At 46.6% G+C, this 14,984-nt stretch carries 10 protein-coding genes; 6 read left to right on the top strand and 4 right to left on the bottom strand.

The features are described from left to right. Nucleotides 1-152 precede the first annotated feature (152 nt). Genes CHB92_RS07305 through CHB92_RS07295 form a run of 3 tightly spaced genes read left to right on the top strand, consistent with a single transcriptional unit; the run spans nucleotide 153 to nucleotide 2,891 of the window. On the top strand, nucleotides 153-599 hold the full coding sequence (locus CHB92_RS07305; protein ID WP_089318536.1) for a YegP family protein: 447 nt from the start codon (nucleotides 153-155) through the stop codon (nucleotides 597-599). Next, nucleotides 550-2,409, top strand: a complete 1,860-nt coding sequence (locus tag CHB92_RS07300) for a ThiF family adenylyltransferase (RefSeq protein WP_089318535.1) — start codon at nucleotides 550-552, stop codon at nucleotides 2,407-2,409. The genes CHB92_RS07305 and CHB92_RS07300 overlap by 50 nt, the downstream gene beginning before the upstream one ends. Beyond that, nucleotides 2,406-2,891 (top strand): Mov34/MPN/PAD-1 family protein, encoded by a 486-nt coding sequence (locus CHB92_RS07295; protein WP_089318534.1) that lies wholly within the window; start codon nucleotides 2,406-2,408, stop codon nucleotides 2,889-2,891. Before CHB92_RS07300 ends, CHB92_RS07295 begins: the two co-directional genes overlap by 4 nt. 117 nt (nucleotides 2,892-3,008) lie before the next feature. Here CHB92_RS07295 and CHB92_RS07290 read toward each other — a convergent pair whose 3' ends face one another. From CHB92_RS07290 to CHB92_RS07275, 4 genes are all read right to left on the bottom strand, one after another. After that, nucleotides 3,009-4,043, bottom strand: coding sequence for a hypothetical protein (locus CHB92_RS07290; protein ID WP_146133183.1), 1,035 nt, complete (start codon nucleotides 4,041-4,043; stop codon nucleotides 3,009-3,011). 148 nt (nucleotides 4,044-4,191) lie between these two features. After that, nucleotides 4,192-7,449: a DEAD/DEAH box helicase gene (locus CHB92_RS07285; RefSeq protein WP_089318532.1), complete on the bottom strand. Its 3,258-nt coding sequence runs from the start codon at nucleotides 7,447-7,449 to the stop codon at nucleotides 4,192-4,194. Between the two features lie 68 nt (nucleotides 7,450-7,517). Next, nucleotides 7,518-8,609, bottom strand: a complete 1,092-nt coding sequence (locus CHB92_RS07280; protein WP_089318531.1) for a PH domain-containing protein — start codon at nucleotides 8,607-8,609, stop codon at nucleotides 7,518-7,520. A gap of 2 nt (nucleotides 8,610-8,611) precedes the next feature. Continuing rightward, on the bottom strand, nucleotides 8,612-9,544 hold the full coding sequence (locus CHB92_RS07275; RefSeq protein ID WP_089318530.1) for a tetratricopeptide repeat protein: 933 nt from the start codon (nucleotides 9,542-9,544) through the stop codon (nucleotides 8,612-8,614). Nucleotides 9,545-9,979: 435 nt separating this feature from the next. Here CHB92_RS07275 and CHB92_RS07270 point away from each other — a divergent pair, with 435 nt between their 5' ends. From CHB92_RS07270 to CHB92_RS07260, 3 genes are all read left to right on the top strand, one after another. Further along, nucleotides 9,980-11,434, top strand: a complete 1,455-nt coding sequence (locus CHB92_RS07270; RefSeq protein WP_089318529.1) for an RNA-binding domain-containing protein — start codon at nucleotides 9,980-9,982, stop codon at nucleotides 11,432-11,434. A gap of 497 nt (nucleotides 11,435-11,931) precedes the next feature. After that, nucleotides 11,932-13,323, top strand: a complete 1,392-nt coding sequence (locus CHB92_RS07265; RefSeq protein ID WP_089318528.1) for an SMEK domain-containing protein — start codon at nucleotides 11,932-11,934, stop codon at nucleotides 13,321-13,323. After that, entirely contained in the window at nucleotides 13,313-14,725 is a 1,413-nt protein-coding gene (locus CHB92_RS07260) for an argonaute/piwi family protein (RefSeq protein ID WP_089318527.1), read from the top strand. Before CHB92_RS07265 ends, CHB92_RS07260 begins: the two co-directional genes overlap by 11 nt. The last annotated feature ends 259 nt before the right edge of the window (nucleotides 14,726-14,984 follow it).

Genomic DNA, 14,984 nt, shown 5'->3' with positions numbered 1-14,984 from the left:
CCGATGCAATACTTGCTACACAGCTGCCGCTTATGTTTTCCCTTTATTACTGTCCCTCTGCTATTGTTCTAAGCGTGACAAACCACACTTGTCACGCTTAGAACAATAGGTAACAATATAATTTTTATTTTCAATTTTTAGCAAAAAACGGTATGAAAGGATTTAACTTTTACCAAGACAGAGGTCTTGAGTGGCGCTGGCGCCTGAAGGACGGAAATGGTGCGATTGTGGCTGACTCGGGAGAGAGTTACAAAGATCGCAAGGACTGTGAGAAAGGGGCTGCCCTTTTCACAACGTTAGGCCCAAACGCCCCAGAGCGTAAAGTGACCAAAATAGAAGAGTCAGGACACGGACCGGAGTGGGAGTACTTTGAAGACAGAGCAGGCGAGTGGCGCTGGCACTTCCAAGCGAAAAACAACAAGACGTTGGCTGACAGTGCAGAGGGCTATGCTAGCGAGCAGAACGTTAAGCGCGCTTTCCAGAACGTCAAGGCGCTGCTCAGCGAGATAGGCAAGCAAAACGGGAACAACGGTAACCAGGGCGGTGGCTATGTCCCTCCTGCTTCCGGAGGAGCCACGGGCGGAGGACGATTCGCTTAATTGGCTTGTCTTCATGAGCGAATTTGACTTACTGGCACTTGATCAGAGCCGTGTTTTGATGGAGAGGATAAAAGGTGTTCAGCTCCTGGGGAACTGGGAGCCGGCACCCTCTTCCGATACTTGGATGGTACGTCTGCGCCTCGAGCTTTTGGAAGCTGAGCCTACCTCTGAGGTTCCTCGTTTTACAGAGTGGGTAATGGTTGTGGACTTCCGGGTTGATGCCTGGGGAAAGGTACAGGTGCATCCTGATTCTGGGGAGGGGGGCATAAGGCACACCTTTGAGCACCAGCAGTATAACGGCGGTCCTCATGCTGTTTGGCCCGTTCGCAACGGGCACATCTGCTGCTTGAATGAAATGCATGGATTGGCTGCCTCCCGAAATGCCATGGAGGCGGAGCCGGTCACCACTATTGAGCGCTTGGTTTGGCATGTACAGAGGGCCCTTGAGTGGGTAAGGTCTGCTGCCGACGGAACATTGGCAAAGGCAGGTGATCCTTTTGAGCTTCCTGACTTCAACGTTGGCTTTAAGGGCAAAACGGTGTCTTTGGCGTACTACGAAGACGCGGAGTCATTCTCCCATTGGCAACGCTGCTCTGCCTATTCGGGCGTTGCCCCTATTTCCTACCTCAACGGGGTTGCGGTTATTCGGCAGTTCCTGGACCGCCGCGGAAAGGAAACTGTTCATGCTCCAGCCTGGGGGCAGTTCATTGACGGCATGGGGAGCCGGAACAAAGCGCTTTGGCTTCGCCTGGAGACCATGCCGGTAGTTAACCGCTGGCAGGTTCCGGCAACCTTAACTGAGCTTAGATCTGCTGTGGCCGCTGACGGGAAGGATTTGGAAGAGTTGCTAAAAACCGCCCTAGAAAGAGTTGCGGAGACAGAGGACCTTCTGCTCCTAGTCGGCATGCCGGTCCCGCGAAGGGTGCAGGAAGCGCCCTATAGGTACCATTGGCAAGCCTTGGAGCTGTTCCCAAAGCTTAAAGGCACGCCCGCCAAGTCGCGAGTCCCTTTGGTGCTGAACAGGCTGCGGAGCTCATCCCCTGCAACCTGGGTGGGTAGAAGCGAGAATTGGCATCCGGAGGACCTGCAGAGCCGCGGAAGGGTGACTCGCTCCTTGCGGGAGGCAAATATACTATTGATAGGTGCAGGTGCCCTTGGTGCCAACCTGGCGGAGCAGCTGGTGCGCATGGGCGTTATTCACTTGACTGTGGTAGACCATGAGCCGTTAGAGGCAGGAAACCTTGTGCGGCACACCCTGGATCTCCCAGTGCTGAACATAAGTAAGGCGGTGGCACTAGCCGAGCGCCTGAACCGGGTAAGCCCGTCGGCAAAGGTGAAGGGAATAGCATCCATGTTTACTTCTAAGGATGCTTCCGTGGTTGTCGCTGCACAGTCGGCCACGCTGATTATTGATGCGACAGCTAGTGATGATGTCTTGCGCGAGCTGCCTTTACCTGGTATCACAGGCGACGTTCCTATCATCAGCTTGTCCTTGGGGCTGCATTCACGCCGCCTATTTTTCTATGCCGATGTGGCCGCAAGCTTTGGCTACGGTGCTTTCAGCCGTTGGTTTGCGCCTTATAGGGAAGAGGAGCACCAGGAGGCAGTGAAGCAGGAGCTGCCTAGGGGCCTAGGCTGCTGGCACCCGCTGACCCCGGCCCGCCTTAACAGGGTCTTGGGACTGGCGGGCTGCGCCGTGGAGTTAATTGAGCAGGTGTGCGAAGGACAGGTTTCGCTACCAGTAGGTTACTGCCACAGGTGGCAAGTGGCGGAGCTTGGGAAGGAAGTTGCTGCGGAGGCTGCGCCATGAGCCTTTTGTTCAGTAGTGACAGCGGCAAATACTGTGTCCTTCTATTAAATGCGGCCATAGAAACCATACAAAAGGACATCAAACAGTTCCACCCGCTGGAAACGGGAGGCATCCTCTTGGGTTGTTACGATAGCAATCTAAGGATGGCCACAGTGCACGCGGCCGTTCCTGCACCGAGTGACTCCAAACATGGCCGGGCATCCTTTGAAAGGGGCACGAACGGAATTATGGAGGAGCTGCGGAGGGTAAGCCAACTGGAGCCGCCCCTGCATTACCTGGGGGAGTGGCACAGCCACCCATCCTCCAGCCCCTCTCCCAGCACCGTAGATTCCAGGCAAATGCAAAAGTTTGTGCAGGGCCGGCAGCACGGTGTGGAGACTCCCCTTCTTTTGATTGTGGGTGGTGGACCTCCATTCGCCTTGGAGTGGCGGTTCTGTCTCCACAGACCTAAAATGGAGCCTCTTGCATTCACTGTTGTCTGAGTACTCTTGTTACCTCTTTCGCTGCTCTCCTTGCTTTGTTTTACAGTGATGTGTTCTGTCGGGGCAACAGAGTGCTCTAGGCAGCTAATGCATCTATAGAGACACAGCCAAAGCTTTTTACTTTAATGCGTTCAAATAAGGTTCTTGCCTTGCCTGAACGTGCATCTGCCTGACCTGGCGGGTTCCCCAAACAGGGGTGACAGTGATGGCGGTGGCATGAACATTGACCTGGATCTGGTCCATGACATTATCATTCAGTAACCCGAGGTAAACTTTGCCCCTGTTTGGAGCCTTCATCTGCGAGGCTTCGTTGATAACATCTCCTGACTTATATTGGTAGAACTGCTTACCGGCCTTAAACAGCAGCACGTTGTCCCAGTCGGTAATGAACCAGTACTTCACGTTGTCTTCCCCCTGGGCCTTGCTGAAGTAATTGATGCCATAAAGGGCCAAGGCCGCCATAGGGCCGTAGCCCGGAAGCTTTGCCACGGATGCCGCCGCCGTATTGACGAACTTGTCTCTGGCTCCGTCATAGGCTTTCTCCCCAGTCGCTCCCACTCCGATGTAATAGCTCCAGGAGACAGTCCCTGCTGGCAGCGTGAACTCAACGACTGTCTTGTTGGGATTCCCGTTCACCGCGGTAGTGGACGACACAGGCGCCACCTGGTCTGTAACCTTCACGATGGCCGTGTCGGCGCGCACCAGGTACCTTTCCTGCTTAGTGGTGTAGGTGGTGTCTTGTACAGTCCTCCAATACACGCTGGAGTCAAAGATCCTGGTGTTCTCGCTAGCCGGTATGCGCTGTATCTTAAGCCTACAGACCCTGCCGCCCAATGAAGAGTTAGAAAGACGGAACTTGTAAATACCTGTCTTAGTCACTTTAATCCTCTTGTCCTGCACCTTTTTCACTTTGTAGTCCGAGAACTTTGAGGAGGATGGCAACTCAATTATCTCAAGCTCTTTTAGCTCCTTGCCGTTCGCCTCGCTGAAGTCAAATACAATTTCGTCTCCTTTGGCGAACCCGTAGTAAAAAGCTTCCTCCCCAAGGCCAGCCACTTTCAAAGTGGACTCTGTAACGACAACAGATTCTTGTGCATTAGAATATGAGAACGGTAAAAAAAGAAATAATGTAATGAGTAAAAGTTGCTTCATGTTTAGAATACGATATTGTTGATTTAAATGCAAAAAAGATAATCTGGCTACCTATGCCCGCTATATTAGGAGGAGAAATGAAGGCAAAACTCACGATAGAATAATACTGAAAACACTGAGAGGGAAACACCTCAGCTAATATTGACTATCATTGACTAGTAATAACATAAAGATTGACTCCAGCGACCTCTTTAACAAAGTTCTCCGTTACACCGAGCAGAGTGAGGATCTCCTGTGATGCTGCGCTTTTTGAAATGCCAGGTTGGACAATATAAACCTCAAATTCCATTGGAATCTCCTTCTTCGCTATAGAAAGCAATTTCTCAAGGTCCTGTACTGTGCCTTTCTCTAGTCTAGAACGCGAGTTCCCCCTTCTCTTTTTCTCCTTCCGCCGCAACAGATGGTTGAAGAATTCATTTCCTGCTTTGTGTTTCCAATGTATTGATTTCTGTGCTTGCCCGCACACTTCGTATAGGTTCTTAACTTGGTTGCTAACCACACCTTCTACAGCGTATTTGAGATGGAACAAGTCCACCTTGATTTTTTCGCTATCAAACTTCATTGCCACAACATCCGCAATTTCTCCAGGGTAATCATCGTCGTAGACAATGTCGTAGTCACGGCTTTTAAGCTCCGTTATTACTTTATACTGAATGGAATTGGTAATGAGGGGCAACACATGCTGAGACTCGGCACTAAGATCTACACCTGTCCAGTCCCAAGCGATAATCTCCTCCCTTGGATAGGCGTTGATGCTGTGCTTCAGCTCCACATACTCATTCCCGGTTAAGGCGGAACCGTCGGCGAACCACACTGTAGGGGTGAACTCCTCGAAAAACCGGTTGGCATCTACGCTCTTGCTACCGTACTTTACCGTGACAGCATTTCCACTTGTCTGAACAATTCTAAAATCAGGATAAGGCTCTTCTAATGTGGTGTTCATAAAAAGCTGTAGCTCAAAGCCCACGGATTTTGTTCCAGATTGGAGGGCAAAAGAGACTATGTTACTAGCAGAACGTGCATTTAACCTCAACTCAATAGAGGAAAGGTCGAACACAACACCGTCTATTTCAAACCTGAATCTGGTCTCGCTGCTCAGATACATTTCTATGGCCCAGTCAATGTGCACCGGATGTACATCTGGAACCTCCACCACCTGTGTAGGAATTAGCGTTTCCTTTAGTATTTGATTAGGGTCAACATTGGGGTCTGTCAACTTAGACCCAAGGCTGTCACACCAGTTTTTAAGGGCTTTCAAGTCTCCATCAAGCTTTGTCCAGATCCTCCCCTTATAAGATGAACCAATATTAACAGGCTCGCCATTCTCATAGCCTATGCCCATCACAAAAGCCTTCTCTCCCTTTTGTCTCTCTGCGATACTCAACGCCTCTGCCACATCGCTCCCAACCATCATCCTAAACCGAATGTTCTTGCCGAGGAAGTACCTCAAACCCACATTCTGGAGCCTTATTCGCTTTATATTGTGAAAAGCCTTGAAAACGTCAATGCCTCTTACCAGTTCGGCCTCCTCACCTATGATAGCCTGCGCAAGATCTGGATATAGGCTAGAGTTATCAGAGCTGTTAATAAAAAGGAGGTTATTCTTTGTCTCCCAGTAAACCACCGTCAACTTCCAGTCGATCAGGTAAATATCTTTATGGTTTACCCACTCCACATCAACTTTATTGGCCGTGATGATGATGAGCATGTTTTCGTCACGGTTTATGTCGTGGAATTTAAACTCAAGCTCATCATACCCTGGAATAGCCTTATAATACTGTTTCGGAGACCACTCATTTGTTTTGTTCTTATACACGACGGTGCTAAGCTTCGTTCGAATGTTCTGCAGGGGAATCTTTGAGCTCCCTAGCTTAGTGAACCCATCCATGAGCGCTTTGAATTCTTCTTCTTCATTGATTCTCCCGAAGCTTGCGTCTGAGAGCAACTGGTTCCAATCTGCATCTCTAGCGTATAGATCTTCCAGCTCAGCCCGCACGGTTAAGTCTGCGATGTTGGCAATAAATGATGCATCTCCCAGCTCTTCATCATGTTTGGTTCTCGTGAACCTGCCAGCAAACTGCAGCGTGATCGGCAGGCTCTTTCGAATGTCGTGGAATGCAGCGACTTTCAACTCGGGCAGGTCGAATCCCTCCCCAAGCATGTCAACGCAGACTATTATTTTGGCTTCCTTATTGATTATCCTTTCATATGTTTCCCTGAAATTGGGTGCACCGGAATATATCATCACGGGATTGAGGTCGGCATAATCTTTATAGAGGTCATATACCTTTGTGGCTCTCTCTTTGGTGCTGCACCTGGCCATCAAAAGATGGTTATAACCTTGGGCTCTGTCCTGTATAAGCCTTTCGACCGCTCTTTCAGCTATCTCTTTGTCAGCTACTTCAGGGTCAAACTCCCTGATCGGCAGAAATTCAATGTGCTTAAAGTACCCTTGTCTTTGTGCTTCCCGAAGAGGAAAGTTAAAGATGATCTTACCGTCCAGCCTTTTCCCGTCGTTTCTAAATGGTGTGGCTGTGAACTGTATGATTTTTTCTGCTGGAAATTTTTCCTTGAAAGTGTTCCATATGCTCGCCTTGACGTGGTGTGCCTCATCAATGAAGACATTGGAGCAGTTCTCTACCAGGAGCTGTGTCTGCTCTTCTGAAAGACCTGTCAGGATCTGCATGGTCGTCACTAACACGTTGCACGCTTGAGTGAATTCATATAGCTCCTCAACAGTTTTGAAAGCTTGGCTCATAACCCCCACGATAGGATAGGCTGCTTCTTCTGCAACGATTTCGAATTGTTTCAGAAGACCAAGCGTAGCAAATTTCGCAGAAATTTGTCTTCGCAAGGAGTCAGAGGGCACTATCACCAAAAGTCTCCTGCACTTGTTTGCAATTAGCGCAGAAAGCATCGTCTCAGTCTTACCGGTTCCGGTCGGCATAACAACCGTAGCTGTATCAAGGGGCATCTTCAGGTGCCCCATAATCATATGCAGTGCTCCGATCTGTGGCTGCCTTAGTCCTGGACTGTCACTCTCCGGATCTTCTTCACGGTAAGAGAAGCGGTTTGTCCATGTCTTTATGATGTTTTCCGGTGTTAAAGCATCCTGTAGTCCTGGATGCTTTAGCCAGCCTTTAACTTTGATTTCGCCATTTGCGATGCGCTCCTCAGTCGGTCTGATGTTGATAAGTAAGACTAAACCTTTCTCAGCTGGACAGTCACTTTTATTACAGGTCAGGTAATATTCTTCCTGGCCACATGAAACTGTCATACCGCTCCTTGTGCTTGAAACTTTAACTACATCTAGTTCTATTCCTGGCTGAATCAGTTGCCGCGCTATATTTTTGGTTCTTACCTTCTGGTAAGCCTTTCGTTCAAGTTTAGGCAGCTTGAGAAGCATAATAAGTAAATTTTGGGTGAATAGTGAATAAGTATCCTAGAAATGGTCAAGTGCTTGAAAAGGTGCGTTCACACCCTTTCCCGGAGCAGCCGTTCCAGAATAATACAGAAAACATCTGCTCTGTTTGGCAGCTGCAGGAGCGGGCTCTTGCCTGTCTCCTTACCGATCTCCACCCCATCTGAGTAGGGCGTAATATGAAGTATCTTGTCCAGGCGAATATTGGAGTTCTTCTTTGCCCCGGTAAAGATGATGCGCTTGTTGGTAAGGTAGACTGTGCCGGAGTCGATGAGCTTCATCTCATCTGAGCTGTAGCTGCGCGGCGTGTAGGACCCGCTGCGCAGGTAAAAGCCCTTGGCTACGCGGAAGCTGGTGGAGTAGCCACTGTAACTGGTCCGGTGCCTTACGGTCCGCAGCTCGTGCCAGTCTACGCCAGGTATGGAGATAAAGCACTTTTCACTCTTTTGAAGCAGGATGTCAGGCTGTATGGCAGGCAGCTCTGTGTTCTCAAGTGCCCAGTAGAGCTTGAGCTGCTGCAACTGGCGCTTTGTCTGCTCGTCCGTCTCCAGCGTGACATTCAGATTGGCGGCGATGGCCTCCAATTCCCGCTCCTCCTCTGGCGACAGCCGCTCGTCTGCGATGATGCCGGAGACGTAGTTCTGAACAAAGGCACTCCTCACCTCCTTTGAAATGCTGTTGACAAGCGCCTCCGGCAGTTTTAGGTCCGCCTCCAGCTTGTTGAGGAACTTCTTTTCCTCTTCCGTCAATCTGCCGTCAGCGATGGCCTTCTCAAAAGAAGACTTGTATACCTTCTGCCCTATTTCGGAATGAAGAAAGTTTACGGTCCGCTCTTCGAGTTGCAGCAACTGTCGAAGGTGTCTTAGGTCTTGCAGCTCCTCCTCACTCAAAGTACAGTCCTCAAAACAATGATTGAGATAAACAGCATAAAACTCCTCCATGTTGAGCCTGAACAGGTGCAGAGCATCTATCTTATAGGTCCGTGCAATCCTATCGATCTCCAGGCGGTCAATCTCCCGTACCTGCTTTGAGGCCAGTAGGTTATTGATCTCGATTGCGGCATTTTCCTCCGGATGCTGACCCAGTATCCGTTGCATAAAGCTTCTCTTCAGCAGAGGTGCCTCGTGAAATATTTGTTTGTTCATAGCTAGTATTTTCTGTATTCTTCGTAGACAGGATCGTTCCAGTCGCACACGCCGCCGTGGTGGGAGCAGGCTCCCCTGCCCTTCGCGCTCGAGGTGGAGCCGTCGCAACAACGGGTCACATAGTAGGCCACTCTTCTCTTTAGCGGGTTGATGCGCTCATGCAGCCTTTCGGCCTCCTTGTTGCCTGCTGCCATAGCCGCTTTCAAATCCTGCACGGCCTCTTTTGTCTGACCCGTTTTGCTGTAGCAGACGGCGCGGTTGTAAAGCAGTGCGTCATCCGAGGGGCGCTGCTTAAGCAGGGAAGTTAGTTCAGGCAAGGCTGCCTTATACTTGGAGGCCCTCACTAGGGAGAAAGCCCGTAGCGACAGAATGTCGGTTCTAATGTCTTGGATCGTGTCTTTCTCTGTTTGGTGCAGAGAGAATGCATCCGCACGTAAGAGCACTGCCAGCGCTTGGTCTGTTTTGTCGGCATTACGAAGCCGAATACTCTCCGTCACGTAGTAAGCCAGGCTGTCCTGGCGCTCTTGTTCCTTCTGCTCAGCCAGCAAGCGCTCTTGCCTTGCCTTCTCCTCTTTCAACTGCAGTTCATGTGCCTGGCGTGCGTCTACCTCTGAGTAGTGGTTAATGAACGGAGTAGAAATCAGGAACAAAGTTCCTCCCAGAATAGCCTTCATTTTCCCTTTCATGCGGAACCTGCCTTTGCGCTCCAGCCACCGTTGGCCCTGAGGAAGCAGTATGAAGCCAAGTGCGCCTAATATACATGTGACGATAGGGTGTTGGAGGAAGGCCAATGCCATTAACAGGAAGAAGATGGCTCCTATGTAAGAAAGGATCTGCAAAAGGATATTACCTGGCTTAGAGGTGTAAGGGTCACCTTTGAAGTAGGTAGGAAGGACCTTGGCATGGCCTGGAATTAGGTTAGGGATGTATCGCATTTGCTCTCACAGCTAGGTTTAAGATCTGAGAAGCAAAATAATAATATTTGCTATGTATTATATATAGTTTAATTAATGTTGCATAAATAATTCTCACGCGTTAATTAGCCCTCACCGACAGGGGAACATGTGCCACGATGGTATATGTACTTCGAAGCATGTACCAGTTTTGTTGTTTTTGTCTCATGAAGTATGGACCTAAGGCTATTACTGGTTCTTTTGACTTCCACAGCCTGCTGTTTATTCCAATATAACCTCTCACAGGGTGCCTTCATAGCCTACTTAATGTTAAAGCCGCTACACAAAAGGCACCACCGCCTGTTGCCCATGTTTTACCTTGTGCCCACCATATGAGTGCCTGCGGGCGTACCCTACCTTTTTCGGTAGCGGGCAATTTCATAACTTACGCTGAAATATATTTGAGTAAACTACACCATGAGCGATAAGCGGATACTCCAGCTGCTGCAGGAAGGTGAAGGGCTGAGAATGGAGTTCAAGAAAGCCAGCACCAGTCTGCCTAAGAACCTGTTTGAAACCGTCTGCGCTTTTTTGAACCGTGCAGGCGGGAGCATTTTCCTGGGCGTTGACGATGACGGGAGCGTGCTTGGTGTCGACCCGGCAAGCGTGGGAAAGCTCAAGACCGATCTTGTCAACCTATCGAACAACGCCCAGAAGCTGGAGCCGCCGTTCATCCTTTTTCCGGAGGTGTATGATATTGACGGTAAGGCTATCCTGTACATTCAGGTGCCTGAGAGCTCACAGGTACACAGGACCAACGGCGCCATATTCGACAGAAGCGAGGATGGCGACTACCGCCTGAACAACCACGGCCAAATAGCCGAGCTCTACAACAGGAAGCGGGCTCATTTCACTGAGAACACTATTTACCCGTATCTGGGCTACAATGATTTCAAGCCTGAGCTCTTCCCGAAGGTCAGGAACCTTATCTACAGCCGGGATCCTGGCCACCCGTGGCTAGCCATGGATGATGAGCAGTTACTTAGAACGGCGGGCTTCTACCGTCGGGACTTCGCCACCAACCAAGAGGGCTACACCTTGGCCGCGGCGCTTGTCTTCGGCCGCGACGAGGTAATTCAGCAGGTGCTGCCGCACTATAAGATAGATGCCCTGGTCCGTCGTGAGGACTTGGACCGCTATGACGACAGAGTCTATATTCAGACTAACCTGATTGAGGCCTACGAGCAGCTCATGGCTTTCATAGCCAAGCATCTGCCCGACAGGTTTCACATGGAGGGCGATGTGCGGGTCAGCCTGAGGACAAAAATATTCCGTGAGGTCGTGGCCAACCTGATTGTGCACCGCGAGTATACCAATGCGTTGCCTGCCACCCTTGTCATCTATAGAGACAGTGTAATCACAGAAAACGCCAACCGGCCGCAGCACCACGGATTGCTTGTCCCGGGGCAGTTCTCCCCCTTCCCTAAGAATCCGACTATCGCAAAGTTCTTTATCCAGCTGGGCAGGGTTGACGAGCTCGGGTCTGGAGTGCGCAACGTGCACCTTTTCCTGCCCCTCTACTCCCCTGGCAGGGTACCGACTTTCGATGACGGTGATGTGTTCAGGATAGAGATCCCTTTAGACCATGCGATGGCTGAAGGCAGTGTACAAGGCGTTAGCGAAGGACTGCTAGGCGAGCATAACGTTAAGGTAAGCGAGAGAATAGCCAAGGTTCTGGACTTCGTGCTGGAGAACCCTCGGGCGAGCACCGCTGTTATAGCTGAATTTACAGGTGTCTCGGAGAAAACGGCCAAGAGGGATCTAAAGGTGTTGAGGGATAGAAAGCTAATTCAATTTGTCGGGCCGCCAAAGTCCGGGCATTACATGCCGACAGAGGAGTTGAGGGAGATACTTAAGAGCGGACGCGGCTAAGCAGGAACCGTAGAGGGACAGCTACGGCTGTAAATGACCCTATAAATGACCCTGTAAATGACCCTGTAAATGAGCAGGGGAATAATGGTATAAATAATATTCTGTAGAGAAACCCACAAAATTAAGGTTAATGAAGATGGTCTATTATAAGATGTAATTAATGGCTTCACAATATGGTAACAATCAAACAGTTACAGTAAACCATACTTTGCCTTTCTCTAGATACTAAATGCAAGAAATGTTGCAGCAAAAACCATACATTATAAAGCAGTTAGCACACCCTAAACCAAAGCAGGGAAAATTCCGGTTGAATAGAGATCACCACACAAGCACTACATAGGAAAGTTTTGACACTCTGGAGGAGGCCTATGTTAGAGGAACTATTTTCCCTATCCACTAGTCGTTTGTGTTTATCCGCCCATTGATAAAAGATAAAGTCTGATAACTCATTCACGAAAATCAATCTAATTTAAAAAGCCAAAGTCAAAAAAGACAAAGTGAACAAGAAAAAGATTATTGATAGGATAGCTGAATTGTTAAGCAGGTTTCGAACTGAAACAGAAAATTTGAATAGTTTAAATTTATATGATATTAATATTCATGCAGAAAATGTCATAATACCGATTTTAAACAAAGTTTATGGCCTTAACTTAGTGAATGCTAATCTTGAAGAGAAGAATTACTCAGCAATAGATTTGATTGACAGAGAAAATCGTATTGCGATTCAAGTTACCTCAACTTCAAGTGGAGAGAAAATAAAATATACATTGGAACAGTATGTTAAATATAAGAAAAACGAAGAATTCGACATACTGTTAGTCTATGTTATAACTGCTAAGCAAGCTAAGTATAGTGATGAATCCTTTAAGAAAATAATTAATGAAGAGTTTGACTTCAATTCAAAAGATAATATTTATGATTATGAAAATCTTTTAAGAGAGCTCAATTCATGGATTTCTATTCCAAAAATTCAGGAAGTGTTAGATTTATTTGAATTAGAATTTTCCGAAGAGAAAATAGAGCACCGCAGATTTCTGGTTGAAAACAAGGATAAGGTAATTACCGAAACATTATACCCAAACATATTAGAGGTTATTCTTCCTGAAAAAGTGTATGTTGGCTCAATTGGAGTAAATCGCGATGATATAATCACAAAATCCTGGGAAACAGATTACAAACTCAAGAAAAAAGCTTCCGATGGAAGCGTGCTTAATAGAGCTATGGAATTCAATGATATTCCATATGTTCGGGACTGGCATGTTTTCGAGAAGAAGCTCATCTCTTTCAAACATCTGGATGATAAAAAAGAACCCCTGAGTAAGTTAGTTGAAGCAGGTACTGTTGAAGAATATTCAATAGACGAATTTTCAAATATTAACTTCAAGTATGAGGCAGCTCTCTCTAAATTAATTGATAATTCCATTCAAGAACTACTGTCATTCAAAGAAATTCAGTGGTTAAGAAAAGAGCGTTTGTTTCGGTTCAGACCACCCAAAGTTCCGAAGGAGCGAAAAATAACGTGGAAAAATAAAAAAACTGCAACAAGAACGGTGGTAAAGGAGGTTTGGAATAAGGAAGAGACACAGATTCTGTATTTTCAGCAATTATCGTTCAGGATTCAATCATTTAAATCTGAAAGCAGTTGGTTTGTAGCCATAACTCCAACTTGGAGCTATACATACGATGGATATACCAGCCATAAATATGAAAGTGATCTAATCACTAAGAAAAAGAAATTAGAAACTAACAATGCTGTTTACCAACACTTTATGCTTATATCTTATTGTTTTAGCAATAAGTTAAAAGAGGGTGAACAACATTACGGGCTATTGTCATTTTCTGATCCATTCAAACTGAATCTATCCTTTAAATCTGATTATGGATATTAAGTTACTAGAAGAACCATTCTTGCAGTTTAGCAGCGGCCAGCATGTTTGTCCAAGGGCTGGAATTTATAACTATACTGTATCGGACATCAATAATGTCCGACCAGATAAAATTGTAGTAGGATTTGTAGGTAGCAGCGATAGTATCGGCACATTAATTAGCTGGATAAAACAATGTAGGAGCCATATTGATGCTAAAAAGAGTAACCAACCTAACCTATTTACTAATTTCCCCGGATTCAATAGCAAAATTGCTTTCAAAAGTGAGATTGCATATGATGAATCTTATGTAAGGAAAATTAATCATTCTACTTTTGAGCAAGTTAAAAAGTCTTCAGATGACATCAATGATCTAATTACGAAAAGTGTTGAGATTTATTTAACTGAAATAAAATTTCTATCTAAAAACAAGAACCCCGATGTCATTCTTTGTGTGCTGGATGAGCAGTTCACGAAAATGATATACGGCACATCTACAGTGGAGGTAGAGAATAGCTTACTAGATGAAGATGAAACTCTAGAAGTAGAATTTAATTTCAGAAGACTATTAAAGGCTCGGGCAATGGAATATAATATCCCTATTCAAATTGTTAGGGATAGGATAGTCAAGCCTTCTTCCGAAATGCAAGATCAAGCAACTATCGCTTGGAATTTCTTTACTGCCCTATATTATAAAGCTTCGGGTACTCCATGGGCATTGAAAAAAACAACAAACAATAACACATGTTTTGCGGGAATAAGCTTTTACAAGAGTAGAGACAAATCAACAACTCAAACAAGCGTTACACAAATATTCAATGAACATGGCAATGGTGTAATACTACGCGGCACACCTGTCAAAGAAAGTAAAAAAGATAAGCAGCCACATTTGAGCGAGCAACAGGCATTCGATTTAATTTATAACTCTTTAACAGAGTACTATGAAGCTGTAAAGATATTTCCGCAGCGCTTGGTAATTCATAAAAGCTCTAATTATTCAGAGGAAGAAATTGAAGGATTTCAAAGAGTTGCACGTGAAATGAAAATCAACTCTATTGATTTGGTTACTATAATGCCCACTAATTTCAGGCTATATAGAGAAAAAGACTACCCACCTTTTAGGGGCACTATGATTAGCCTTGATAAGCAACGGCACTTTTTGTATACGAGAGGCTTCGTTGAATACTATGGAACCTACCCAGGCCGATATATTCCAAGTCCAATTGAGGTTAGGCTTTTCTCATATGACGAATCTCCAGAACAAATTTGCCGAGAAATATTGATGCTGACTAAAATGAACTGGAACAATACCCAGTTTGACAGAAAGTTTCCAATCACTATAGACTGTAGCAGAAATGTTGGTGAGATTTTGAAATATGTTGAAAGTGATCAAAAGCCACAAATAAAGTATAGCTTCTATATGTAAAGGGACTCAGTAACAATTGATTTTTGCTTTCTTCAAGATAACTACACCTTGTAGTCTGCCACAACTGTAACTATTTGTCGCCTCATTCAATCATCTGGGCTTAGAAAGAGTATATACAAGCGTCTTATAACATTTTACAAACGCTCGTTTTAAAAACGTTACTGCCTGCCATATGTCTAACGGGAAATACAGCCCCTCCCCGGCAAGCTTTGCTCCACCGTCCAGCACTCCTCCAAATGCTGCTCATTTGCCAGAGAGC

This window comes from Pontibacter ummariensis (genome assembly GCF_900188175.1).
Lineage (GTDB): Bacteria > Bacteroidota > Bacteroidia > Cytophagales > Hymenobacteraceae > Pontibacter > Pontibacter ummariensis.
Note: the sequence above shows the minus strand (reverse complement) of the source record. Positions and strands in the feature narration are given on the sequence as shown.

Bases quoted from the DNA above. Each gene is read 5' to 3' on its own strand.
- CHB92_RS07285 (WP_089318532.1), bottom strand. From the start codon at position 7,449: ATGCTTCTCAAGCTGCCTAAACTTGAACGAAAGGCTTACCAGAAGGTA.
- CHB92_RS07290 (WP_146133183.1), bottom strand. From the start codon at position 4,043: ATGAAGCAACTTTTACTCATTACATTATTTCTTTTTTTACCGTTCTCA.
- CHB92_RS07270 (WP_089318529.1), top strand. From the start codon at position 9,980: ATGAGCGATAAGCGGATACTCCAGCTGCTGCAGGAAGGTGAAGGGCTG.
- CHB92_RS07275 (WP_089318530.1), bottom strand. From the start codon at position 9,544: ATGCGATACATCCCTAACCTAATTCCAGGCCATGCCAAGGTCCTTCCT.
- CHB92_RS07260 (WP_089318527.1), top strand. From the start codon at position 13,313: ATGGATATTAAGTTACTAGAAGAACCATTCTTGCAGTTTAGCAGCGGC.
- CHB92_RS07280 (WP_089318531.1), bottom strand. From the start codon at position 8,609: ATGAACAAACAAATATTTCACGAGGCACCTCTGCTGAAGAGAAGCTTT.
- CHB92_RS07300 (WP_089318535.1), top strand. From the start codon at position 550: ATGTCCCTCCTGCTTCCGGAGGAGCCACGGGCGGAGGACGATTCGCTT.
- CHB92_RS07295 (WP_089318534.1), top strand. From the start codon at position 2,406: ATGAGCCTTTTGTTCAGTAGTGACAGCGGCAAATACTGTGTCCTTCTA.
- CHB92_RS07305 (WP_089318536.1), top strand. From the start codon at position 153: ATGAAAGGATTTAACTTTTACCAAGACAGAGGTCTTGAGTGGCGCTGG.